This window comes from Algoriphagus jejuensis (genome assembly GCF_039523455.1).
Classification (GTDB): Bacteria; Bacteroidota; Bacteroidia; order Cytophagales; family Cyclobacteriaceae; genus Algoriphagus; species Algoriphagus jejuensis.
On sequence record NZ_BAAAFI010000047.1, the window covers coordinates 46,114 to 71,560 of the forward strand.

The 25,447-nt window shown below is 47.1% G+C and carries 20 protein-coding genes; 8 read left to right on the forward strand and 12 right to left on the reverse strand.

All coding sequences use genetic code 11. The features are described from left to right. Positions 1 to 26: 26 nt before the first annotated feature. The 5 genes from ABD031_RS19370 to ABD031_RS19390 all read right to left on the reverse strand — a co-directional run bounded on the left by ABD031_RS19370 (position 27) and on the right by ABD031_RS19390 (position 8,593). Positions 27 to 1,454: a sulfatase family protein gene (locus tag ABD031_RS19370; protein WP_343854371.1), complete on the reverse strand. Its 1,428-nt coding sequence runs from the start codon at positions 1,452 to 1,454 to the stop codon at positions 27 to 29. A gap of 48 nt (positions 1,455 to 1,502) precedes the next feature. Then, a complete protein-coding gene (locus ABD031_RS19375) occupies positions 1,503 to 3,293 on the reverse strand; it encodes an alpha-L-fucosidase (RefSeq protein ID WP_343854372.1) in 1,791 nt (596 codons plus the stop codon). Between the two features lie 124 nt (positions 3,294 to 3,417). Continuing rightward, on the reverse strand, positions 3,418 to 5,058 hold the full coding sequence (locus tag ABD031_RS19380) for a sulfatase family protein (RefSeq protein WP_343854373.1): 1,641 nt from the start codon (positions 5,056 to 5,058) through the stop codon (positions 3,418 to 3,420). Positions 5,059 to 5,196: 138 nt separating this feature from the next. Beyond that, positions 5,197 to 6,984 (reverse strand): arylsulfatase, encoded by a 1,788-nt coding sequence (locus tag ABD031_RS19385; RefSeq protein WP_343854375.1) that lies wholly within the window; start codon positions 6,982 to 6,984, stop codon positions 5,197 to 5,199. 841 nt (positions 6,985 to 7,825) lie between these two features. Continuing rightward, positions 7,826 to 8,593: an SDR family NAD(P)-dependent oxidoreductase gene (locus ABD031_RS19390; RefSeq protein ID WP_343854376.1), complete on the reverse strand. Its 768-nt coding sequence runs from the start codon at positions 8,591 to 8,593 to the stop codon at positions 7,826 to 7,828. 327 nt (positions 8,594 to 8,920) lie between these two features. Here ABD031_RS19390 and ABD031_RS19395 point away from each other — a divergent pair, with 327 nt between their 5' ends. Further along, positions 8,921 to 9,961, forward strand: coding sequence for a LacI family DNA-binding transcriptional regulator (locus ABD031_RS19395; protein ID WP_343854377.1), 1,041 nt, complete (start codon positions 8,921 to 8,923; stop codon positions 9,959 to 9,961). A 94-nt stretch (positions 9,962 to 10,055) separates the two neighbouring features. Here the strand turns inward: ABD031_RS19395 and ABD031_RS19400 are convergent, their stop codons facing one another. Beyond that, positions 10,056 to 15,587, reverse strand: coding sequence for a PAS domain S-box protein (locus ABD031_RS19400; RefSeq protein WP_343854379.1), 5,532 nt, complete (start codon positions 15,585 to 15,587; stop codon positions 10,056 to 10,058). A gap of 4 nt (positions 15,588 to 15,591) precedes the next feature. Next, positions 15,592 to 16,038 carry a response regulator gene (locus ABD031_RS19405; protein ID WP_343854381.1) on the reverse strand — a complete coding sequence of 149 codons (447 nt, stop codon included), beginning with the start codon at positions 16,036 to 16,038 and terminating at the stop codon, positions 15,592 to 15,594. A gap of 412 nt (positions 16,039 to 16,450) precedes the next feature. Between ABD031_RS19405 and ABD031_RS19410 the strand changes: the two genes are divergently transcribed. Beyond that, on the forward strand, positions 16,451 to 16,846 hold the full coding sequence (locus ABD031_RS19410; RefSeq protein WP_343854382.1) for a response regulator: 396 nt from the start codon (positions 16,451 to 16,453) through the stop codon (positions 16,844 to 16,846). A 517-nt stretch (positions 16,847 to 17,363) separates the two neighbouring features. Here ABD031_RS19410 and ABD031_RS19415 read toward each other — a convergent pair. Further along, positions 17,364 to 17,855: a CinA family protein gene (locus ABD031_RS19415; protein ID WP_343854384.1), complete on the reverse strand. Its 492-nt coding sequence runs from the start codon at positions 17,853 to 17,855 to the stop codon at positions 17,364 to 17,366. Between the two features lie 400 nt (positions 17,856 to 18,255). Here ABD031_RS19415 and ABD031_RS19420 point away from each other — a divergent pair, with 400 nt between their 5' ends. The 3 genes from ABD031_RS19420 (at position 18,256) to ABD031_RS19430 (ending at position 19,745) form a co-directional block, all read left to right on the forward strand. After that, a complete protein-coding gene (locus ABD031_RS19420; protein WP_343854385.1) occupies positions 18,256 to 18,771 on the forward strand; it encodes a YciE/YciF ferroxidase family protein in 516 nt (171 codons plus the stop codon). Between the two features lie 189 nt (positions 18,772 to 18,960). After that, positions 18,961 to 19,230 carry a hypothetical protein gene (locus ABD031_RS19425; protein WP_343854386.1) on the forward strand — a complete coding sequence of 90 codons (270 nt, stop codon included), beginning with the start codon at positions 18,961 to 18,963 and terminating at the stop codon, positions 19,228 to 19,230. Positions 19,231 to 19,262: 32 nt separating this feature from the next. Then, positions 19,263 to 19,745: a DUF6789 family protein gene (locus ABD031_RS19430; protein ID WP_343854388.1), complete on the forward strand. Its 483-nt coding sequence runs from the start codon at positions 19,263 to 19,265 to the stop codon at positions 19,743 to 19,745. Positions 19,746 to 19,936: 191 nt separating this feature from the next. Here the strand turns inward: ABD031_RS19430 and ABD031_RS19435 are convergent, their stop codons facing one another. Continuing rightward, positions 19,937 to 20,452, reverse strand: coding sequence for a hypothetical protein (locus tag ABD031_RS19435; protein WP_343854389.1), 516 nt, complete (start codon positions 20,450 to 20,452; stop codon positions 19,937 to 19,939). Between the two features lie 147 nt (positions 20,453 to 20,599). On the opposite strand from ABD031_RS19435, the gene ABD031_RS19440 reads away from it, so the two are divergent. Beyond that, positions 20,600 to 20,953, forward strand: a complete 354-nt coding sequence (locus ABD031_RS19440; protein ID WP_343854390.1) for a hypothetical protein — start codon at positions 20,600 to 20,602, stop codon at positions 20,951 to 20,953. A 33-nt stretch (positions 20,954 to 20,986) separates the two neighbouring features. Further along, positions 20,987 to 22,231 (forward strand): cation:proton antiporter, encoded by a 1,245-nt coding sequence (locus ABD031_RS19445; protein WP_343854392.1) that lies wholly within the window; start codon positions 20,987 to 20,989, stop codon positions 22,229 to 22,231. A gap of 622 nt (positions 22,232 to 22,853) precedes the next feature. Here the strand turns inward: ABD031_RS19445 and ABD031_RS19450 are convergent. From ABD031_RS19450 to ABD031_RS19460, 3 genes are all read right to left on the reverse strand, one after another. Next, positions 22,854 to 23,204 carry a hypothetical protein gene (locus ABD031_RS19450; RefSeq protein ID WP_343854393.1) on the reverse strand — a complete coding sequence of 117 codons (351 nt, stop codon included), beginning with the start codon at positions 23,202 to 23,204 and terminating at the stop codon, positions 22,854 to 22,856. Positions 23,205 to 23,402: 198 nt separating this feature from the next. Next, the gene (locus tag ABD031_RS19455; RefSeq protein WP_343854394.1) at positions 23,403 to 24,128 is read right to left on the reverse strand and encodes a DUF3891 family protein; all 726 of its coding nucleotides are present in this window, start codon (positions 24,126 to 24,128) and stop codon (positions 23,403 to 23,405) included. Between the two features lie 225 nt (positions 24,129 to 24,353). Further along, the gene (locus ABD031_RS19460) at positions 24,354 to 24,545 is read right to left on the reverse strand and encodes a CsbD family protein (protein WP_343854396.1); all 192 of its coding nucleotides are present in this window, start codon (positions 24,543 to 24,545) and stop codon (positions 24,354 to 24,356) included. Between the two features lie 460 nt (positions 24,546 to 25,005). Between ABD031_RS19460 and ABD031_RS19465 the strand changes: the two genes are divergently transcribed. Further along, positions 25,006 to 25,389, forward strand: a complete 384-nt coding sequence (locus tag ABD031_RS19465) for a hypothetical protein (protein WP_343854397.1) — start codon at positions 25,006 to 25,008, stop codon at positions 25,387 to 25,389. Positions 25,390 to 25,447: the final 58 nt, after the last annotated feature.

A 25,447-nucleotide genomic window follows, 5' to 3' on the forward strand; every position in this document is an offset into this window, starting at 1 on the left:
AATCCGTCTGAATAAAAAACGGATTGTTATTCGGGCAATTCCGATTTCCATTGATCCCACATAGCTAAAAGCTCAGTTACTTTCTCAGGGTTTGCAGCAGCAACATCTTTGGACTCGGCGCGGTCTTCGGCAAGATTGTAAAGCTCCACGCGCTCCCGCTTTTCATCCGCCATGAGCTTCCAATCTCCATCTCGCACTGCTGCCGACACCCAGCCATTTGGTCGGTCAGCGACGGCGAATCTCCATTCCCAGAAAAGTGGCTTTGACCTTTCAAAGGACTTGTTGTCAAAGATCGAAGCAACATTCTCCCCATCTGGCCGATAGTCTGCCGGCAAGTCTTTTTGAGCCAAGGCAGCAAATGTCGGAAGCAAGTCCACTGCAGAAAGGACACTGGTGCTGTCCACCTTGCCTGCCTCCACCTTGCCCGGCCATCTCACGATAAAGGGCACATTCACTCCGCCCTCAAAAACATCGACTTTCCGACCCCTCAGACCTCCCGTGGAGCCGACTTTCAAAGCCGGCATGGCAACGGCCGGCCCATTGTCACTACTGAAGATAACCAGGGTGTTGTCATCCAAACCCATCTCCTCCAAGGCCTGCATCAAGCGACCAATGTGACGATCCGCATCCGTCAAAACTCCGAAGTAGACTTCCTTATCCGGACCCATACCCTTGTAGGGCGCTTTTTGCTCATCCGTGGGCCAAAGCGGGGTATGAGGATCTTTCAGCCAAAGGTTGACGAACATTGGCGAGCCTTGGTCTTTGTTTCTCTCAAGGAAATCAATCGTCACGTCCACCACGATCCTGCTGGAACTATGCACCCAAGTGCTGTCGTCATCCATGTAGCGGGTGGTTGGCCACAGCTGATCTCCTTTCCAGGTTGGACCGTTGCCGTTCCAGACGCGGGTCTCATCATAGCCATAGACTTTGGGTTCGGGTGCGGACAAGTCGCCATGAGGCAATCCCCCACCGCCGAGGTGCCACTTCCCAAAATGAGCGGTTGTGTAGCCCGCTTCCTGCATCAGTCTTGGCATATACACCGGCAGGTTTTCATCCAGCCAGTTGGGCATGTTGCGTCTTGCATTGGGTTCATTCCCGGCAAAGTGTCCATGAACTCGATGCCTCGCCGGAAAATGCCCCGTAATGACCGAAGTACGGCTTGGCGAACAAACCCCGCTAGTCACATGAAACTGTGTGAATTTGGTGCCCTGAGCCGCCAGCTTGTCCAGGTTAGGAGTTTTTACTTCTGTAGCTCCATAAGCTCCCAAGTCTCCATAACCCCAGTCATCCCCAAAAATGAAGATGATATTGGGCCGCTCATCGGCCTGCTGCTCGCTTTCGGCAGCCTTTTGGGGTTGGCAAGAGGATGCAATCAGAAGCAGTCCAGCAAACAAGCTTTTGACAAGACTGTTTGAGGGAAGAAAAGTTTGTTGAAGTATTTTGGGATTGGTCATGGTGTGTATGTCTGGTAAAAAATCAAACAGGATCTCGAGCTCAAACTGCTATTCCAAGATGGAAAGTGGGGTGAATCTGATCTCTTTCAGACTTGCACTTGGGATGTCGCCCTCTTTCACTTCTACAGCTATCGTATGTTTTCCGGCCGTATCGAATTTCAGAAGCCCCATCTCATAGTAGCTATAAACATGGGAGGCGTTCTGTTCATTTTGTACCAGATCTCCTTCCGAGTTGCTCACCCGCCACACCAGCCTGCTTTTACCGGCATAGTTCAAATCGACCTGATAATATCCGGGTTCCAAGATGCCAACTTCCCAGGTAACCTTTCCGCCCTCTGTAAAGTCTTGCGCCTGAGCTATATGCTTCCATTCCCCAAATTTCTCCATCCATCTCGTCTCCTTGATGGTCGCCCCATCCGCCGAGGCAAAGGCAGTCGACAAAACCGTGGAATAATAAGGGTCGATGCTCAGGGATTTGTCCACCGACAACTGACCTTCCACCGTCACCTCAACCACGGAGATCAGTTTTTCGGGTCTCTTAGCCGGAAGCTCGATAGTGGTCCAGTTTCCATGATTTGCAGTCTTGAGAGACTGTTGCTTTCCATCTACCAAAAGATTGGCAGACTTGATGGTGTTCTTTAATCCCGGCAGCACGATCTGCCCATCCAGAGGCCATTCGTAGATAGCCAAGTTGAGTTTTCCATCCTTGGTGGTCGCATCTCCCCAGGGGAGCGCACGACCCCAAGGTGAAGGATCGGCGGCATAAATCAATTGGGGATAGGAATCGATCCATTCTCCTGCTCCACGGAGGGCACTTTGCGCTTCGTCGGGAACAGTCCCATCAGGCTTTGGACCGACGTTGAGCATGTAGGTACCGCCTCTGGCTACCGTGGAGATCACGGACTTCAGGATGCGTTTCGGGCTTTTCCAGTTTTCATCGTACCAGGCATAACCCCAGGAATCGTTGGTCACATCGACCGTCTCCCATAGACCGGCGACATTTTTCACCGGAATGTTCATATCACCTAGGGACAGGTAATCTCCCAAGTTGTGGCCAGCTCGGCCTGAAATCATGGCGTTGGGCTGGTTTTTTCTCACAACTTGCACCAGCTCCTCCACGTATTTCTTCTCCATATTGCCCGGCGTATCAAACCAAACCATCGCTATATCTCCATACTGCGTGGTGATCTCTTCTACCTGGGGCAGGCACTTTTCTCTGAAATAATAATCAAATCCTACGGCTTCGCCCTTTTCATTGACCTTAGGCCCGCCATTTCCGCCGGGGAAAGTCCAGTCCTGGTTGTGGGAATAGTAAAAACCAAAGCCCAGACCCGCTTCCTTGCAGGCTTGCGCCAGCTCCTTCATGGGGTCGCGGCCGAAAGGCGTGGCTTTTACAATATTAAAATTGTTGCTTTTGGAGTCGTACATCGCAAAGCCATCGTGGTGCTTGCTGGTGACGACGATGTATTTCATGCCTGCATCTTTGGCCAGTTTGGCGATGGCTTTGGCATCAAAATTTACGGGATTGAAGTTTTTGGCCTCTGCCATGTACTCCTCCACAGAGATACCGGCTCGCCTGGGACTCATGATCCACTCACTGATTCCGTAGTAGGTGGTGTCCTTCCACTTATTGGCAATGTTGGAGTAGAGACCCCAATGGATAAACATGGAATAGTTGCCATCGTCAAACAAAGCGGCCATGTCTCCCTTATCAGCGCGGGTGACCATCTTTTGCTTGCCCCACATCTCGTCCATGCCTTGGGATTCCTTTTCCTGAGCGGCAAGGCTCAATGCCGCGGTAAGGCTCAGTACTGTTAAACCGTACTTTATTAGGTTCATGAAATCGTTTGGTTATTTGGGTAGTTGTTTTTTATGTAGATCTGCAATTTTGCCAATCCGCGTTTCTCTTTTTTGTTTTTCAGTTTGGGAAAAATCCTGCCTGGAATGCTTCGATTCTACTGCTTCATTCCACCTTCAGTTTTCTGTAAATCACCTCCACGCTATCCCTAAACTCCTTGTCATCAAAGTCTTCTATGTAGGTTTTGGGCAGTTCGTTATCTCCTTTGGCTTCTAGCAACAAGGCTGCGCATCGATCTCTGAACTTTTGCAGAAGCTCCTGCTTGTCCGCCTGACCGGCCAGATTATGTTGCTCATTCGGATCATTTTTTAGATCGTAAAGCTCCTCGTAGATCGGCTCCTCTCCCAAGATCGGCGAGATCATAGAAAGGATATGATGCTGGTCTTCTTCTTTGCTATAGTATCGGATATACTTCCAATCCTTACTTCCGACAGCCTCGGTTCGTGGATAGTTTTGCTCCATAAACAGGTTCTCGCTGAAAAAGTCGGATCTCCATTCTACCTTTTTGTTTTCCAATAGCGGCTTCAAGCTTTTGCCCTGCATCTCTCCAGGGATCTCCACCCCCGCAAAATCAAGAAGGGTCGGCGCAATATCTATATTGAGGCTTATCTCGTCCAGGATCTTCGGTTGCTGGAGCCCCGGAGCATAGATGATCATCGGGATCTTCAGATCGATGTCGTAGAGGAGGGTTTTGCCCGCAAGGCCATTTTCCCCATGAAATAGGCCGTGATCCGACGTGAATACAATGATCGTATTGTCAAGAATTCCTTGGGCTTCCAGTTCTCTCACGATCTTCCCGACCACTTGATCGATGCCTGTGACCGTCTCGAGGGTCCGTATCTGGTTTTCATTCAGCGATTCCTTTGTTTTTACCCAGGCATAGCTGTTAAGGTACTCTCCATTGTAGACATTCCTCGGCAACTTGGGAGTTTGGATAGAATCATAGGGAACGTAGTTGGCTGGCAGCTCCAGCTGATCGATCTGGTCCCGATAGCCCGTCCGGTATAGCTCCGGATCCGTGGGCAACTGCTTCATGCTGTTGGTGCCGTTGCTGTGGGGCACATTGAAGTTGATCATCAGGCAAAATGGCTGGTCTGTAGGCCGGGTCCGGAGGAAACTTTGCGAGGTCTCCAGGGCCTCATCGATACTCAAAAACTCGTCCACAGCCTCCTGGATGATATCTATCTGATTGTCCGCCTTGGCATCCTTGAAAATCTCATGTTGATTTTTGGGATAAAAACTGAGATGGCCATGGCCTGCCCGCCAATAGTCAAACGACTGGTCCATCACGCCACTTTGGTAGCCAAGTCCCTTCTCGCTCTTCCCGATTGGAGTATGGTTTTTACCGACCCAGCCTGTATAGTAGCCACTCTGGCGAAGGAGCATCGGGTAGGTATTGGCAAAGGCCTCTTCGGTCATGACAGATTTTGAACCAAAGGTGACCCCATGTCTCCGCTCATACATGCCGGTGAGGATGGAAGTCCGGCTCGGAGTACAAATGGCGGATGTCACAAAGGCATTGCGAAACAGCGCCCCTTCGGCAGCTAGCCTGTCCAAATTGGGGGTCTGAGTGAGCTGATTCGCTCCCATCGCCCCGAGGTAGTCCCAGCGCATGTCATCGGCTAGCACCATGACGATGTTGGGTCTTTTTGCTTCCTGAGCTTCTACTTTTTCCAGAGAAAAAAGAAGAAATCCAGCCAGCAAAAGGCTGAGAAAAGCGGGGTAACAGATTCTATGGCAAATCATATTTTCTTGAATCTAACTTTGAACAGGGGAAAGCATACCCGAAAAACAAACGAAGATCGTCTTCTAGACACCAGAGAATCCAGTGTCTAAAAGACGTTCTTACAAGGGATTATGAGTCAATCCGGAATCTAGCTTGGATCACTTCAGCTTTTCTACATAGATGTAGTAGGCAGGGTAAACCCGCTCGTCAGCATCAATCAACTGCGCTTCCATATCGTACTTGCCCGCTGAAATTTTTCCTTTGAAAGTCACTTCTTCCTGACCTTCCTGTATGTCTTCGGTTTTCGCCAAGTTTGCCACATAGAGGTAGGCTTGCTTGAAGTCATCCTTTACGCTGCCTGGCCTTGGACTTTGGATTTCGATGTTTTTTTCCTGGGCAGGAAAGGTCGCATTGATCGCCAAACCACTTTCCCTTGGGAATCTGCGCAGGGAGATGGCATACTCTCCGTCCTCGACAAACTCGATCTTCCATCGTCCTGTCGCCTGCGAAGCCGTGGTGGCTCCATTCTGATGCCAGGAACTCTCATGCTTGCCTGTCAGCATATCGTGCGCAGAAATCCGGCTTGGATTTTCTTGGGGCGATCCTACTTTGATATAGGCATAGCGCTCATCGACGCCTTCAGCCATGATAGACTCCCACCATTTTTCGTAGCCCAGCGCCAACTTCTCAGCCTCCAGCGGATGCTCGGCAATGACATTTTTGGATTGGATCTTGTCGGTGGTCATGTCGTACAGTTCCGTTCCGTTGACCAATCTCCAGCGATCGTCCATGACGGAGTAGTCCTTGTATTTGACCAGGTTTTGCAGTCGCTGGGTATCCACATAGAGCACTCTGTTTGGCCATGGGGCTGCACTGTTTGCAAGCAAAGGTGTAAGGCTCTTTCCGTCAAGAGGTTTCACCGGATTGAAATCCAGTCCCAGAAGGTCTACAAAGGTCGGCAGCAAGTCGTAGTGTGCGACCAACTTGTCAATGTCTTTGCCCCCGGTCAGCTTTCCGTCAGGCCAGCGAATGAACATTGGCACGCGGTGACCACCTTCGTACACCTGACCTTTGGAACCCCTCAAGCCACCATCGAATACTCTGTTTCCACCTGCAGTTCCGTTGTCTGTCGTGAAGATCAAGATCGTATTGTCAGTCAAACCCAATTCCTCCAACTTGTCCTGAAGACGCTTGAAGTTGTCGTCAATGTTGGTAATCATCCCGTAAAAACGCTTGAATTGCCCGGGAAGCTGTTCCTCGCTGTACTCTTTGTACATATTGATGTATTCCTCCGGGACATTGAGCGGCCCATGGGGAGCATTGGTGGCTATGTAGGCAAAAAACGGCTTCTCTTTGTTTTCTTCGATAAAGTCCATGGCTTCGTCGAAGAATACGTCCGTGCAGTAGCCTTCGTATTTTTCCATCTCCCCATTGTGCCAATAGGTATCGTCGAAGTAGTCGTTGTCCCAATAGTCGGGACCTTGGGTGATCCCTCCGCCACCGTGACGGACTACCTCATGAAAGCCTCTGTCCTCCGGTCTAAAAGGATAATTATCGCCCAAATGCCATTTGCCAAACATGCCGTTGGTGTAGCCGTTTTGGGCAAAGATCTGTGGCAGGATCACTTCATCTTCATAGAGCAAAGACCGACCGGTGATGGTATGATACACGTTGAGCCGGTTGGTATATCTGCCGGTCATGATAGCTCCCCGCGAGGGCGCACAGGTGGTAGAGACGTGATAGTTGGTAAACCTTACCGCATCATCATGAAAAGCGTCCAGATTAGGGGTTTTGATGAGGGGGTTTCCCATAGACCCAAGGTCTCCCGTCCCCTGGTCATCTGTGATGATGAAGATGACGTTGGGTCTTTGCTGGGCAAAAAGTCCGCTATGAATTGTCATTGCCAGTCCTATCAGGATGACTAGCGGTTTAATCAGGTTTTTCATTTTGGTTTATTGGTTTATATAAGTCGTTTTTTTATTGCTTTTAATCTTGGGATCGGCACTCAAATCTGCCTGCGACACCTGTTGGACACCCTTGTCATTTCACTTTTTTGTTTTTACCTCAACTATACTTTGCGATGAAAATTCATGGTCTCAGATCTAATGTAAACCCTGTGGAAACCTGTTCCGCCCATTAAAAATCAACATCCTTATTTTCAAATGTTTGTAGCAAACAAAATGGTTATACAATCCGCTTTTGCCAGAAAAATGAATTGCTTGGGTGAATAGTGGGAGGTTTGCAAAAAGCCCCGTACAAAATACGGGGCCTTTCCCATTGACTTCAGTTGATTATAATTCTGACCAATTGCTTTTCGGCACGATTTGCCTGAACTATTCTACAACTCAAATTCAATTCAATTACAAAAACCCATTCATAAACTATCTTGTTTTACTATCTAACGTTGTTTTTATTCAATTCAAATTCGATTGCCAAGCCCTTCACACCCATCCGCATCCATTCCATTCTTACTTGTCCGAATTTTGAAGAACCACATCTAAGAAAAGGGATGAGAGGCTTATCCTCCATCCAATCCCGCCGGACATCGACTACCTTCAGTGGTGCTTCGCAATCGATTGCTAAGCTAGTAACTGAGGAATATCGTCAAACTCAATTGAAGCTTTTTTACTGTTCACACCTGTGCACAAGTCTTATTATTTCAATCTGACAATCTCTACAAGGACGGTACAGGCGAGGTTTCCATGGTATAAATCAGGCAGCTCCATCCGTCCCCTTTCCACGCCGAAGTTCCCGATCGAATGTGGTCCAAGTTATTTCCATCGGGGATCAGTTGTTTAAAGTCATGAATCCCCCGTCTATGGGAAAATCACTGCCCGTGATGAAGGAGGCCTCGTCGGAACAGAGATATAGCACCAAAGCGCCTATTTCCTCCGGCTTTCCCATCCGTCCTATCGGCTGCGTATGCGACAGGGCTTCAAACATCTCCTTTTCGTTGCCGGGGTAGTTTTTTGCCAAAAAGCCATCTACGAATGGCGTGTGCACCCTTGCCGGAGAGATGCTGTTGCAGCGGATCTTGTTTGCCAAAAAATCCCTGGCAATCGACAGGGTCATCGCGTGAATGGCACCTTTGCTCATGGAGTAGGCAAACCTATCGGAGACGCCCACGTGCGCAGCAATGGATGAAACGTTGATGATCGTGCCTCCCTTAACCTTCATGAGGTTCACTCCCTCCCGGAGGCAGTAATAGACACCTTTTACATTGATGTGGTACACCCTATCCATGTCCTCGGAACTGGTATTGCTCACATTTCCGACATGAGCGATGCCGGCGTTGTTGATCAGTATGTCAATCGGCTTACGATCCATCGCATGCTTCACACTTTGCTCGTCCGACACATCGCACTTCACAGCAGTGGCTTCCCCGCCTGCTTCTGTGATTTCGAGTGCAACGGCCTGAGCGTTGTCCTCATTCAAATCAAAGATGGAGACCTTGGCTCCGTGTGTTGCCAAAGCAATGGAAATCGCCCTGCCTATCCCGCTACCTCCACCTGTCACCACTGCTGTTTTGCCCGTCAAATCAAATCCGTTCTTCATCGTGATACCCGATTGGTATTGTTCGTTTTTCAAAGTTCAGTGCCTTGGCGTCTTGTCCGCTGGCAGCAGCAACAATCTCCTCAAGGACGAAACCTGCTTTTAAGTTAGGCTTTGTCTTAAAAGTCTTAATTCTCATAACGAAATGGATCCAATTCCCAAGCCAGCAAGCATTCTTCGCATATTTTCAGATCTACCTCGTTTAAGTATGCTGCCGGCTATGTATTAGCATGGATTATTTTGCGCTGGCATATTAGCGGGAATTGTTATTCGTTTTGACCTCATAACAAAATAGTTGCAATGCACAGGTGTGCATTTTATATTAGGCTTATGGGAAAGTATGTCACCATTACCGAAATAGCCAACCAACTCAATCTATCTCATTCCACGGTGTCCAGGGCATTGAGCAATCATCCGCGGATCAGTGCGAAGACGCGGGCTTTGGTGCAAAAGCTGGCTGAGGAACTGGAGTATCGTGCCAATTCCACCGCTCATCACTTGAGTAAAGGAGAAAGTCAGATTATCGCGGTGATCGTTCCCCAGCTGTCACTCCACTTTTATTCCAAGGTGGTCGAGGGAATCCAGAAGGTCCTAAGAGACACGGAGTACTCCGTGCTGCTCCTAAACACGGATGAATCGCTGGAGGAAGAAATTCGCTCGGTAGACATCTGTCTCAAACATCGGGTAGACGGAGTTTTGGTGGCGATTTCCAGAGGAACCAAAAATTTTGACCACTTTCAGAAACTTTTAAAACATGAAGTTCCGATCGTTTTTTTTGATCGTGTTGCCAATTTTCTCCCCGTACCAAAAGTCATTACAAACGACTATCAGGCATCTTTCGACGCGACCAACCACCTCCTGAACACCGGCTGTAGCTACATCGCCCATATCACCGCGAGTATCAACCTCAACAACAGCAACAACCGACTATATGGATATCTGGATGCCCTTGCTTCCCACAATATCAAGGTAAGGGAGTCTTTGGTGCACTATTATGAGTTTGAGCTGTCTTCCATCGACAAATTCTTGGAAAAGACCCTGAAAAAATACCCCCAACTGGATGGCCTGTTTGTGTTCAATGACTATGTCGCCAACTATGCGATAAATGTGCTCTGCAAGATGGGCAAGCGGGTGCCCGATGACATTTCTGTCATTGGCTTTTCGGACGAGCCCGTCGCCACTTATATGAGTCCGAAACTCTCTACCGTGCAGCAGGTGGCTGAAAAAATGGGTGAACTTTCCGCCCAGAAAATCATCTCCATCCTCGGCAAAAACGAACCAATGGATTCCGAGAAGATCGTCATCAACCCCAAATTAATATTGAGAGAAACCACCAAGAATCTGATCGCCGCCGATGCCGATCAGGAATAAGACAAAATTTCTGTTGAAGCACTACATTCTAAAATGAAGTTCGCTGAATATGCCCGTGGGCTCGATTCTTAGGTCTCCAAAGAGCTCCCAGAAATTAACCCGGGATATAGATATGAAAGATGGCCCCTTTATTAATTTCGCCGGATGCAAAAATTATCCCGTTGTGGTTATCGATAATTTTTTTGACGATGGCAAGTCCAATCCCGGTTCCCTCATATTCCTCCTTCCGATGTAGTCGCTGGAAAACCTGAAAGATCTTGTCGCTGTACTGTTGTTCAAAACCAATACCATTATCAGCGACTCGGATATAACGGTACTCCCGGTCTTGGGCAAGTTTGTCCAGTCCAAATTCCCATCCGAAACCCACAGTACAATCGATGTCTATTTGTAGTGGATGGTCGAGTCTTGAGAACTTGATGGAGTTGCCAATCAGGTTTAGTAGGAGTTGATTGAACTGGAAAGGAATGATTTTCAACGAGCAGCAGCTGTTAAGAATAAGATTTACATTCTTTTGCTCCAGCTCCTCTCTCAAAATTTCCCTTATCTCATCGACAACTTTTGCGAGGTCCACAACCTCAAATTTTTGCTCTTGAGTGGTGGTTCTCGAATAGGCAAGCAGATCCTGAATCAGGTTTTGCATTCGAAAAGCCGACTCCTGCATCCGAGAAAATTGGCTCATCCCCTTTTCTGACAAGTTGGAATATTCTGTTTCCAAAATCCTGGAGGCAAAGGTCTGTATCTTACGCAGTGGCTCCTGAAGATCATGACTGGAAATATAGACAAAGGCTTCTAGCTCCTTATTGATTTTTTCGAGATCTAAATTTCTCTGATTCAACTCATTGGTCCGCTCTTGCACCTGATTTTCCAGCTCTTTTGTAAACATTTTCTGGTTCTGGATGTCGTTGCTCGTTCCGACCCACATTTTTATTTTTCCATTGCTATCTCTCTGTGGCACAGCCCTGCTAAGGTGCCAACGATATTCCCCATTGCTTTTGAGGAAACGGTGCTCAAACCAATAATCTTCGCCTGTTCTTATCGCATTCATCCACCGCTTGATATTTTCTTCGCGTTCGTCCGGATGTATCATTTGTATCCATCCATGATCAAGTTGTGCCGGTCTCAAACCTGAGTAGTCGTAAACCGATTGATTAAAATAGGTCATGTTGCCCTCTGGGTCCGCAGTCCAGACATGTTGGGGCATCGAATTGGCGAGTAGCCGGAATTTCTGTTCCCGTTCGAGCAGGACTTGCTGATATTGTTTCTCCTCGGTTACATCCCGAAGAGTCCCTACCATCTTCACCGGTTTATTGAGGTCATTGTATATGGCCTTGCCTTGGACACGTATCCATCGCAAGCTACCATCATTCCTTATTATCCGGGCCTCGACAAAGTAGGTACCCTCATTCAACGCTTTTTCAAACGCCTTTTCCACGATGTTTTGCCTGTCTTCGCTGACGATTTGTTTCCTTATCTCCGCCTGGGTAAGCGGCGTAAAACTGTCGTATCCAAAAATCTCTGCCAATCTAGGCGAATGAATTATTTCCCTGGTCTGGAGATCCAGTTCCCAAGTTGCGAGGTCTGTAGCTTCCGCTGCCAAGCGTGAGCGCTCTTCTGCCTCCTCCACTTTTTTGCGGGCTTCTACCTTGTCTGTGACATCGTTGACAGTTATCATGATGCCGGAAGAGTTTCCATCGGGATCTTGAAGGGCGGCATATTCAAAGTCAAGGAAGAATCTCTTCACTCCATCATCACCTTGCACATAGGCAACCGATTCTTTCTCTGTATGGGAATGGCCAGTGGAAAAGACCTGGTGGAGGAGGTCTGGGTATTTTTGCTCCTTTAGTTCAGGAAATACATCCAATATAGATTTACCCAAAACATCCGTCTCCTGCTTGCGCCATATATTTTCAAACATCACCTGATTGGCCGATTCGATGATAAAATCCTTGCCTCTCAATATAGTCATGGGGATAGGCGATTGCATCACCATATGTCGGAAGTGCTTTTCGCTTTCCTCCAGTAGGTGTTTTGCAATCACCGTGTGGGTTACTTCGGTAGCTACCACCATTATACTGTGGATCTCTCCGCTTTCTTCTTTCAAAGGGTGATACACCAGATTGAAATAGGCTTGTTCCAGTCTTCCATGGCGTTTAAGTGTGGCAAGTAGTTCGGGAGAATAAAATGGATTGCCGTTACGTATCACTTCATTAAACAGTGGCTCCACTAAACCTTTCACCTCAGGCAATACCTCAAAAAGTGGCTGGCCGACAAATTCATGTTCTTGCTTGTCTGCCAGCAAGAGGTAATTTTCATTGGCCATCTCGGCTATAAAATCCTTGCCTCTGAAAATGGCAATACCGAGCGGAGCCTGCTTTACAGAGTCCCGAAACCGCTTTTCACTTTCTTCTACTTTTTGCTTGGCCTCGTGTAGTTCGGTAACCTCAGCAGCGGTGTTCATTACCGCATACGGTTTACCAGCCACATCAAATAATGGCGTAAAACTGTAATTGAAATAAAAGGATCTTAAAACACCATCGATTTGCAAGTCAACCCGTTGATTTTTAGCGTGAAAAGGCATACCGGTATGTAATACTTCCAAGACCTGGTCAAATATTTTTTGATTGGCCAATTCAGGAAGAATTTCGGTGTACAGTTTGCCGACTACATCATTTCCTTTGCCCCAGATATCCATGATAGACTGGTTGGCTAGGACGATCCGTAGTTCTTCGCCTTCATATACCCCAATTGGGAATGGGGCACTGTCTACCAACGTGCGAATTCGTTGCTCGCTTTCTTTAATCCTGTTGTTGAAGATAGCCTGGGAGGTGACCTCGGTTGCTATGATCCCTATGCCATCTACATCGCCCTCCAGGTTACGTTGTGCAAAAAGAAGGAAATTGTAATACTTCAAGGTCAAATCCCCATCCTGCTTGACGTAAACGGGAGTTTCCACCGCTGTGAAGGGAACGCCTGTTTTATAAACTTCCCGAAAAATCTCTTTATAGCCCTGATCGGCCAGTTCAGGCAACGCCTCGAAATAGGACTTACCTATAATTTCTCTGCCCTTACCCCATATTTCCAAGATGGCATCGTTGGCTACGGTAATAATCAAATCTTCTCCATCCAAAATACCTATAGCCGATGGCGAAGAATAAATAAGATTGTGAAAACGCTGCTCACTTTCTTCAATCTTCTTTTTAGCCGTCACAGTAGATGTCACATCATAGGCAATCACGGTCACACCCGATATGGATTTATCGGCCTCGTAGTACGGCTGATAAACGAAATTGAAATAGACATCTTCCAGCTTGCCTTTGCGGTGTAATTTGGCGAGCATTTCATTGGCAGAAAATGGAATGCCGGTAGTATACACCCCATCTAGCAAATCAGGGAATGCTTGGCCTTTAAGCTCAGGCAATACCTCTAAGAGTGGCATTCCGATGATGTCGGGACCTTTCCCCAAAACCTCCACCATACTTTCGTTGGCCAACTGAACTACCATCTCTTTTTCTTTCAGGATGAGGAAAGCAAATGGCGACTGCATGAGCATGAGGTTATAGCGGGTTTCGCTAGCCTCGACCTTTTTCCTGGCTTCTACCTGCTGGGTGACATCAAAGCCAATTGTCATGATACCGTCAATTTTCCCGTCACCATCATAGAGGGCTTCATAGGAAAAGTTGATGTAGATCGTTTCCAAGACGCCATTCCTTACTATTTGAATGGGCAATTCAGGCGTTGCGAAGCGGTTTCCGGTACGGGAGACACCGTCGAGCAGTTCTTTGATCCCCTGCGTCGAAAGTTCCGGCATGGATTCAAAGATCGATCGGTTCAATACTTCTTGCTCCGTTCTGCCCCATAGCTCGAGCGCATATTTGTTGGCTATCTCTACCGAATACTCTTTTCCCCGCAAGATGGCAATCGCGATCGGAGCCTGCAAAATCATCAGCCTGAGATTATTCTCACTGATCATTATCTTCTTGCGGGCTGCTACTTGTTGGGTGTTTTCAAGTACCCATACTGCGACCTTCATCACCTTCCCGGCCTCATCCTTCAACGGGGCGTAGACGAAAGTGACATAAACAATTTCTTCTTTGCCATGGCGGATCAGCATCAGTTCTACCTCATTGGCATAGAATGGCTGACCAGTCTCCACCACGCTATTCAGAGCCTCCTCATAATAAGTTCGGGCTTCTGCAAACGTATCCCAATAGTGTTTGCCCACAATAGAATCATAAGGCTTGCCGGCAATTTCAACAAAACTATCGTTCACTATCTCGCTCTCCAGCGTGGCTGCATCCATCACGCAAATCCCCACGGGGGATTCAGACACCATCGTACGGATATGCTGTTCGGTTTCTCTGCGCTTCCGGTTGGCAATGGCTTTTTCTGTAATGTCCTCCAGGGTCCCATTCAGGCGGTATGCGACCTTATTGTCATTAAACCAGGCCCTACCTTTAGCATGAACAATCGTTTCTTTCTTGGAAACAGGGTGAATGATGGTGTACTCGATGTCGTAGCCACCCCCGGACTCATATTGCAATGCCTTTTGGATGGCGGCCGTGACGAGGGGTCTGTCGTTTTCTTTGATGGCAGACAGTGCACCTGCAAGTTCAATCTTGTCGTCTTCGGCAACTCCAAACCATCCTTTCAGTCTCTTATTACCGGTAAGTATGTCTGCTATCGGATCATAGTCCCAAGTACCCAATTGGGCAGCTTCTATGGCAAACAACAGTTGGTTTTTACTCTCCGTCAGTTCTGTTTCGAACTCCTTTTTGTCCGTGATGTCCATGCAGGAACTTATATAACCCGCAAAACTGCCATCGGGACGGAAGCGCGGCGGGCCTTGCGCCAGCAACCAGCGATAATCACCTTTACTATTTAATATCCTAAACTCACCGGTAAAAGGCTCACGCTTTTTGAATGCGTCCAAATAAATGTTCACATACCTTTCCCTGTCCTCCGGATGTATCAGATCCACCCATCCAAATTCCAACAATTCCTCCATGGGCCGACCGGTCAACCTTACCCATGGTTCGTTGAAATAAGTAGCGTTGCTGCTTTCGTCACCCACGGCAACGTATATGTCGGTTCCCTCCGCCATAGTGCGAAAACGATTTTCGCTTTCTGTGAGATCTTCCACAGCTTTCTTTTTCCCCGTGGTCTCAACTACGGTTACCAACACGCCCCCGACTTCACCATTTTCCAATCGTATAGGACTGTAGGCAAAGTCGAAATAACAAGTCTCCAAATAGCCATTGCGATCAAGCTGTAGCATAAAGTCCGGAAAACCCACTGGCACTCCTTCCATCACTCCATCAAACATCGACTCAATGATGTGCCAAATCTCTGCAAACGTCTCCCGGGTACTTATCCCCAAAGCCTGCGGATGCTTAGACGCCCCTAATATGGGACGATAGCCGTCGTTGTAGATCTGGGTGTATTCTTTGCCCCAAGCGATATACATTCCAAAGGGGTTGTCGAGCATGACTGAGACCATGGTACGCAAACTTTGCGGCCAGCTTTCTGGATTTCCCAAGGGTGTTTTGCTCCAGTCTTTTGCTCTGATAAGCTCACCCATCTCTCCTCCTCTTTGAAGGAAGTAAAAATCGTTTGTGGTGGTACTCATACTATTAAGGTTGAATTACAAACCCGTCTCTTTCGGGTTGGTCTTGATTCACGCCAGTAAAAAGCGCTAGTGCTGTTCCAATAACTCTTTTTAAGATCGTAAATCCTCCAGGCTTTTGAATATAGTAATGAGCTCCCATCTCATAAAGGCGATTAATTACATCCAAGTCCAGCGAAGTGGAGAATATTACGATGGGAATGTGCCTGAGATCCGCCATTTCTTTTATTTCCATAATACATTCAACCCCCGATTTTCTGGGCATATTAAGGTCTAAAAATATAATATCCGGATATTTATCAGGTCGTGACAATAGAAAATCCATCAGCTGCACTCCATCGTTGACCGTCATGAGGCTGGTCCCTGATGCAACCTCATCCAGCGCATCTTCAAAAAACTCGCAATCGTCCAGGTCGTCATCCGCCAGCAAAAGAGAGAGCATCGCTTTATTCATAGTACAAATAAGTTGTTAACCTCAGGGCCGTCGCTTAACAATATTGCTGATGATGTCATCAAAACTTTGTAAGGTACGACCCGCTCCGAGTCCCCATACCTGCCTCTTGTGGAGGCTAAATTTTAAAGTGAAATAGACATCTTGTCAAGGGGGAATCACCATATTCCTTTCCGTGATGGTGCTTAGAATCCCCCCCATTTACTTTCCCTGCTTGAAGATAGAGGAGATTTGTCTGATTCTTTTGACCGTCGGTAACAAAAGAGCGTCTTTGGATCGAACGATCGGCAATCTTCTGGCGTAACCTAGCATTTACCTCATCTTTTCTTAGTTTGAAATATAAAAGTGAAATACCCATTTTTTTTTACTTATCTTAGATATTTCTAGATTTTTATGAGTTTTCTCGGAGCCAACTATGAAAAAAGCGACACATATTTTATTGGTCGATGATGACGAAGATGATAGGGTACTTTTCCGAGAGGCGCTTTCTGAATTGCCGCATCCGACTAAATATGACGAGGCTGTGGACGGAGCTGATGCCCTTGCTATCCTCCAAAGAGTCAAAAAATCACTGCCGGATTTTATCTTTTTGGATCTGAATATGCCAAAAATGAATGGAAAAACCCTTCTGATGGCGATGAAAAACGACGCGGAGCTGAAGGAAATCCCCGTAATCGTTTTGACGACTTCAACCGAAGACAACGACCGGCAGGAAAGTTTGCAATTGGGAGCCTTTTCGTTCGTCACCAAGCCACCGACCTTCGGCGACTTACGCAGGATTATCTCCTCGTATTTGTTCGACAGGACCTGAGTCTCCGCGGCGAGCGCCTACGAACCAAGGCCTAGAGAAACTGTTTTTTTATGCAGCAAAATCTAGAAAAGTCCTCAAAAACAAAGGTAAGCTCTCCATATGGAGCGGTCTTCAGATAAAAAATCACTTCAAAAACAAAAACACTTATCGGTCAAGCCAGCACGTTTTCGCATTCTTCGATACAACGCCTACAGGATTCGAGACAAGGATCTTTTGGCTGATGATTGGCATTCTCGCCTTCTGAAATCAAGGCTTCACAAGCCCTTTTCGCCGCTTGGACCTTACAGGCCCTCAGTTCCACTTGGTACGATTCCAAGACTTCAAGGCATTCGATACAGGCATTTCTGCATTCTCTGACCTGGCATACATACGCCGAATAATCCCCACCACCCAAAGGATAGCTGGCCAGCAAGTTTGAGCAGTCTCGAACACAAGCCATCAAAGCTATAGTCAGGTCACTTCTCATCAAAGTATGGATCATAAGTTGAATTTTTATGGTGAGCTTAATAAATCCATTTTATCGAATCTCAATTCTTGCATCGTGTAAGCAGTCTGCGCAGGCAAGAACCAATTGAGCTGCAAAATCTATCTGAACCTCCGCTTGGGTAGCCTTTGTACTCATAAAATTGAAGCGGTGCTGAACTCGATCATTAAGGACGACGCTTGCAAAAGCATACTTGGTTACAATTCCCAATTCGGGCACTAACGCGGCAAAGCCGGTGATTCCCATACCAATTTCCGAATCATAAACCTTCCGAACGTTTTCGGCCATCATTCCAGCGATATCGGGACTGACCCCACTTACCAACTTACATTGTTGCTCAGGTATATTTAGTAGCCGATTTTTTGCCCCACAGGAGTAGGTAGTAAGCCCCCCCTTGAAAAAGAGTCCTGCTTCGGGTGCCGCGCTCAACATTCCTTGAACGTACCCCGAAGTCACGCTCTCGGCTACGGCAATGCTGAGATTAAGCGAAAGACAATGATCCCTAATTATCTTAAGCCTCGTCACTAAGTATTCGTTAAGTGGCTAGGAATTGTGGTAGCTGTCCATTGACTGTCGGATTTAGGATAAGACACTGCTTACCCATTTTTATACCATCAAAATCGGATACTAACAGAATAGGCCAAAATTGACCTTTGAAGGCAATTTTTTTTAAAGATGAAGGAGAAGCCCTATCGCCCTCCTTTGTTCCCCAAGCGCAATTTGACAGTCGGATGTAGCCAGCGATAAACATGCTGTAGAATTAATTCTACGAGCTTTTCGGCGGAACTCATTCCCGCGAATTCTGGCAAGCAAGAAAATCGATCTATTCTTTAGATTGAGGTAGAAACAACCGAAAAAACCGAATCTAAAAAGTTTTGGCCGTCAATTTGAAAAAAATGGCTCAACTAACTAAACACAAACCACTATGAGTACCAAAGAGAAAAAAACCGACTCAAAATTCAGCCAGCTGTTCCTTGACGAACTGAAGGACATCTATTGGGCTGAAAAGCACCTCGTCAAAGCCCTTCCAGCCATGGCCAAGGGAGCCACTTCCAAGAAGTTGGTCAAAGCCATCGAGAATCACCTCGAGGAAACCAAAGAACATGTAAGCAGATTGGAAGAGGTATTTTCCCTGTTGGGAAAAAAGCCCGAAGCCAAGAAATGTGACGCCATGGAAGGCTTGATTGAAGAAGCAAAAAGCATCCTGGAAGATACAGACTCCGACACCATGGTGCGGGATGCGGGCATCATCATCGCCAGCCAAAAGGTGGAGCACTACGAAATTGCTTCCTATGGTTCGCTGGTGGCACTAGCCCAGGTCATGGGCCAGAGTGAAGCTGAAAAAATTCTTTCGCAGACACTGAAGGAAGAGAAAAAAGCCGATTCGGATCTCACCAAATTAGCAGAGTCTGAAATCAACGAAGAAGCTGCCGTGGAGTAGCCTCCTGCCTACATTAAACCAAAGAGATTGGCGAGTTTCCTGCCGATGAACTTGACCAGTCGTCAGTTGGCTGACTGGTCTTTTTTATGCCTTGGCAGGTCGCTCATATTGTGATCTATCGGTCACATCGACGCTTTTGAAGGTAGATGTAAAAAGCGTTCAATTAAATCACACAGAATTACTTAGAAGATGGGTAGAACTTCGTTTCTCAATTATTACAAAACAATCCTAGAAAAGGTAAGCTTCGACGCTAAATTGGTCGAGAAGGAATACCGAAAAGCAAAACAATTCTTACGCGATCCCGAAAAGCAGGAGCTAGACGCATGGCTGGAAACGACCGGCTTGATCCATAAACTCCCCCCTCTTGCCCTGCATGAGAAAGCCGCTGGGCAGTCCTTGCCGACAGGATTGCAGCCCCAAGCCGCCTCTCCAGCGATGATGGAGATTAGCGTCTATTAACCCGTCATCAAACTATCTTAAAGCCACTGGACATGGATATCAAACATTTTCTGATCAGTGTACTTTCTGGCGTCGCCGGCACCTTGGGGATGACCGCAGTAATGTACCTCTATGCCGCCCTCAGCCGACAGTTTACCAAGGTTATCCATCTGCTCGGCGGTTTGCTAGCCGGGGATCCGGATTTTCGAAAACCACACAAAAACAGCCTGATCCTGGGTACGATCGCCCACTTCGGTGTTGGGGTGATTTTTTCTTTCGCTTACTTCCTACTCTGGAACTGGGGCATATTTCGCATCGACCTCTTGGACTCGATCCTGATTGGTGCAGCGAGCGGCGTGGTGGCTATCATAGTTTGGAAAAGCTACCTAAGCCTGCATCATAGTCCTCCAAACCTTTCCCAAACCCACTACTTCATCGCGTTGTTTTTGGCCCATCTGGTTTTTGGCTTGATCAGTGTCAATGTGTTCCAATTGATCACAGATAATCCGGAACTCTGGTTTGAGTTACAGGATTAGGCCAAGGTCCTATAGCAGGGCTTGAGCGTATCAACACGAACTGTAAGATGGCCGCTAATCCAGGTTTTTCTTCCGGCAGAATGAATACCCGGATATCAACTACGCCAACCGGCAGGCTTGTTTTCGCCTTCACTTTTAGCTTGGAGAAAAGTCCCCAACTTGGGATAATTATTTCACAGCGAGAGACGGGCTTAGCGTAGGCTATCTTGTAGGTAGGTCCCTCTAGTCTGCATCTCAGCCCAAAGTGGTCCAAGTTGCATATAGTCGGGATCCTGGCTATCGATTAAGACTTTTTCCTGGGACTGCCCCGTCTGGACGCTGTCTTGGGGACGATAGAAGGTTTGAATCCAGAGCTCATCGTTGACATATCGATACACGCGGCGGTACGCAAATTCGTTCCAGTTTACCCATGGACCGACCGCCATCTCCTCAGAGACGGTATCGCTGCTATCGTCGGAATAGTGAAATTTCTGTCTAAATGTGCCCCAATCAAAGTTTCGCGCCGAATCCAGCTCCACCCGTACTGCATTGCTTCCATGAAGAAAGTCTCCCCAGAGAAAATGTCGCCCAGTCCCGATTGTTGTTTCCATCGCCACAGAGTCGATGTATTGCTCATTAGCGTGGTTGCCCTTTGGACTACAGGAAAAAGAAAAGATAAACAGGGACAGGATTAGTCCCCCGGCGAATATTGGTGGATAGGTATTCATGGTCTATGTGTTTAATTCAGAGTAGTAGCTCCCAAAATTATACCAGTGGATTCTCTAAAGACCAGGATCCCGCTAGCGGCTAAAGGGATACAGGAAGGCATGGCACCGTTATTGGCTCTCTGTACAGCAACATCAAATTCTTACACTATGATAACCCTCGTCATCAGCATTATTTCCATCCTTATCCTAATGTTTTTCATCTCCGTCTTCCTTGTCAACACCAGAACCAGTAGTGACATCGACCTACAGGGGAATAGGTTGACTGTAAGGCATCCCCTCAAGAAGGAGGAAATCCATCTGAAAAAAGATCTAAAAACCTGGAATGTCCGCAAAATGAACCTGCTCTGGAGAGGAAGAGTCTATGCTTTGAATTTGGAACTGAAAGGCAAGAAATGGACAAAGATCTACTTCGTATCCAAAACCAAAAAAATCAAACGCCTAATCGACAGCTTGGAAGAATTCGATCCTAATGGAAGCAAACTGAACCATTCTGCCCACTAGTCCGAACCAAAGCTAACCCACCTACGGAGACCTATGGATCCTTACATATTGGTAATTACCCTCATAGGACTGGCGACGTTCACCATGGCATGGATGCCGACCATCTCCAAGCGAACCCGTATATCCTATTCGGTATTTTACCTAGTCGGAGGATTTTTGATATATTTTTTCTTCTCCGAAAGCCTACCCTCCCCGCTTCCGCAGCAAAATCAAACCTTAACCCTCCATCTGGCCGAGCTTATCGTGATTATCTCGCTGATGGGTGCCGGGCTTAAGATCGAGCGGCCTTTTTCCTTCGCCGCATGGACGGCACCTATAAGGCTCCTCACAGTGGCGATGCTCCTGTGCATTGCCATCGCTGCTCTCTTTGGGTATTTCCTGCTTGGACTGGGATTGGCTAGCTCGGTTTTACTAGGCGCGGTACTGGCCCCGACAGATCCAGTGCTGGCAGCAGATGTGCAGGTAGGCCCACCCAATGACAAAAAGACGAGTTCGGAAACCCAGTTTTCCCTCACTGCCGAAGCAGGCATGAATGACGGAATGGCCTTCCCTTTCACTTGGCTGGCCATTACCCTTGGACTGATGTCAGTTGGAGAAGGGGGCGGACTTTCGCATTGGTTTAGCTTCCACCTGCTCTATCGGATCGGCATGGGAGTAGCTATCGGAGGAGTTCTCGGTTACGGGATTGCCTACCTTGTATTTGACCTGGCAAAAAAACACCGCTTCTTGCACACCCGAGACGGCTTTCTGGCCATCGCCTCCACGCTGCTGGTCTATGGAGTGACGGAAGCAGCCCATGGCTATGGTTTCATTGCAGTATTCGTATGCGCTGTGGTGCTCAGAAGCTATGAACGGAACCACCGATACCACGACCATATGCATTCCTTTACCGACCAGATCGAACGGCTTTTGGTCGCCCTGCTCCTAATCCTCTTTGGCGGAGCCTTATATTCCGGAATACTCCAAGCTCTTGACTGGAAGATGGTGGGCTTTGTGCTCGCATTCCTGTTTGTGATCCGTCCTCTGGCAGCTTACCTCAGTCTAATAGGGTCCGGGATACACCCTCAGGAAAAGTTGGCCATCAGCTTCTTTGGAATCCGGGGAATGGGTTCGCTGTTTTACCTGGCTTTCGCCTTGGAAGAGTTTGACTTTGCCTCCTCGGAAGAGCTTTGGGCTATGGTTTCTTTGACCGTAGCACTTTCGATACTCCTACACGGATTTACGGCCAGTCGGGTCGTACGCAGAGTACGTCGATCCCATCCCAGTCGGGAGTCCTGATTTGAGAATGCCCCAACCCCGACAAGCTCCGCCTAAGTCAAGGACAGGAATTCCAAGTCTGTGAAGGGCTACATATTTTTGCCAATTGTCCAAAAAAAATCTGGTTATCAGCCAGAAACAAGCATTTGCGCTTTAACAGGGCGCTTGGTTTTTCTTACCCAAGAGTGGTGGTGCTATACCCTGTTTATGGTTTACATCTTAATTTCCAAATGCTGCATTTTTAAACACACAATGCCAAGAAATCTTTCTGGATCGGCTGCAACAGCTCAGGTTTGGTCAATATACCCGTCAACATATACTCTGCTACAGAGTTCAGAACGATAGCCTTGGGCGCGCTGGGCGGCAGTGACGACGGCGGAAATATGCTCTGGCAGGTATCCGCAGAGCGCTAGCTGGCGAGCATACTGTGACAAGCCGTAGAGAATAAGTGGGGAGATGTAAATGCGGTAGAAATGGGTATGGGCAATCCCAGAGTCCTCCACAAAAACTACTCATTCCACCGCTTTTGGCAGAGAGTTCTTTTTAGAGCGGAACAAATTTTTCATGATCCACCTAAGTCAAATCCTGAGGATCTGTCGGATAGAAATTTCCTTTCACCGGTTGCAATGATTGCTGCTCTAGACTACAGCGGATCTGTTTGAGGGAATTCCTGCTCTTTTTCAGGCGGGAAATTATCGCTCTCCTCCGGGAAATAAGGATCCTGGATTTCCTTTTTAGGTTCTTCAATTTCGGTCTGCTCGCGATCTGGCAGATACTCCTTTTCTTGTGGCGGTTGCCGGTTCGGGAATATTTCATCCTCCTTCGGCATGGCAATTTCTTTCTCAGTAGGCACAACCTGCCGCTCGCTGTTATCCTGTGCATTTGAAACCGCCATTCTTAGCCGACTAGCATAGAGGTTAGCGGCGGATTCGACCAGCAGTTCAACGAATTTGCCAAACGAATGGATCTCGGAAATTGAGTTTGAATAGTTCATGATTGTCTTTGATTTGCCTTCGTCTCCATCAATACAAAGCCCATGCAAGGCCTGAAGAAAATCCAGAAATCGGCTCCAATTCGCCACAATTGAATACCGACGAAACGGTCCTTCAATTCGGGTCTTTTTGATGGGAACCATCCACCCCACACTGAGGAGCAAAGGGCTAATATCTACCCGTTTCCCGCCGTCCGGATTCTACTTCCTGAAAACAAACATCTTTCTTAAGGGCTTTTCCAAAACAATGTCCTGTTTTAACTCTTCGTCATCCGCAAATACTTTTTTGGTGGTGCGGTAATATTCGATGGGAAAAATCAACTCATCTTCATAGAATAACCACGGGTTCAGCATGAATGATCCATCCTCTCTGACCCCGCATCGGATTTTTCGTTCACCGATTATAGGTTTAAGGTCCTTCTCTTGCTGTACACTCATCTCATCCTGACACAAGGCCAACGACAGGTCATCGCAAAAGCGTAAAAACTCATAACACTGGTCCACCGTCTCCGCATCCAAGTCAAGGTGACGCAGGTATTGTTCCCTAAGACGGGATTGCGCAGCAAGAAAATCCAGGACTGCCGATTCGTCTGACTCATTGTAAAGTCGATCACAATGGAGGGAGACCATGATCGCCATAAAAGAGGATTTGTATTGGGCACTGTTTATCACCGACATTGCCTGCCGCAAGTCCACCTGCTTTCTGGCCCGATAATCCAACGGAGCTCCGGCTTCAGTCAGGTTGTCTTTACCATTCCACCGAGGTTGACCATTGTCGTGCTCTCCGATACTTTCAAGGCCTGCGGCTAGGTATTTTCGATGTGGCCAATAGCGGTGATCGATGGACAATCCGATGTCCATCGCCAAGAGGGCGTGTGCCTTATGGAAATAGATTTCCCACACTTCTTCAAAAGATCTAACAATCATTAGCCACTATTTTTGTCCCCTATCCGGATCAACATTTGAGTGTTACAGGGTAAAGGTTTTTGCAAAATTCTTCAAAATATCCTCAACTACATTAAGACGAAAAAAAATCAACAGTTGAAGTCTGGCTTGGAAGATTGGAAAAAACTCAAATCCAAACTCCAAATTTAATACACAAAAAAAGAGGCACATTGCTGCGCCTCTCAACCTTAAAACTTAGCCGATTGACTAGTCTTTGTCGATGAATCGCTCTAATTCTTCTTGGGTCTTGCCTGTTTTTTTCTGAATTCTTCCAAGAAGTTCATCTTCCTTGCCTTCTACATACGTCAAATCGTCATCGGTCAAATCGCCATATTCTTGCTTGAGTTTACCTTTGATGACGTTCCAGTTTCCTTTGATCTTGTTTGTGGTACTGTTCATGATTATTTGGTTTTAGTTCACCGATATTATTTCAATGCCCGTGCCATTACATGATCAAAATCAATTATGCGGAAATAACGCTCGGAAACGCTGTTTTGATTACTTCGTATCTCTATCCGTTTCGGGAAGCTTGGTCTTGGCTTGGAGAAAAATCCTCAATCTGTGCCAATAGTTTCTCAACGTCCAGACCGAAACCAACTACTTAAGGCTTCTGTTAAGCGCTGTCCCCTGGCTCCTGATTTTGGTTTGAATCGGAGCTGTCCTGGGATCGGTAAAAATTCTGAATCCGCAAGGCATCTCGTGATAACGATATACCCATCGGTATCCATATTTATCCCAGTTGACCCAGGGTCCCACAGTCATTTCATCGGAAAAATCCCGTTTACGCCTTGTGGACCGTGGAATTTCTAGCGGAAGGCATACCAGTCAAAGTTACCCGAAGAATCAAGCTATCAATACCATGGCATCGTTCTTGGATTTGATAAGGTCAACCAAAGATTTAAACGTCATGGACTACCTCGTTGTCACCATCGTTTCAATTCTAATTTTGGCATTGCTTGTCTTGATCCTACTTCTCAATTCTAAAACAGGTAAGAACTTCAAGCTCAGCGGAAAGACTCTAACCATCTGGCATCCCTTAAAAAAAGAGGAAATCAATCTGGAAAAAGACCTGAGAAGCTGGAAGGTTCGCCGGATTAACCTGTTATGGAGAAAAAAACTTTTTGCGTTGAATTTGGAATTGAAGAGTGGAGTTTGGAAAAAAATTTACTTCCGATCACGAACCGAGCAATTCAAGCAGTTGGTCGCTACCCTTGGCGAAGTTTCTCCTAAAGGAAGGATCTGACCGATGGGCATCTGCATATCAACAAATTGCGCTAAAGTATATTGACGCTTTTATTTCG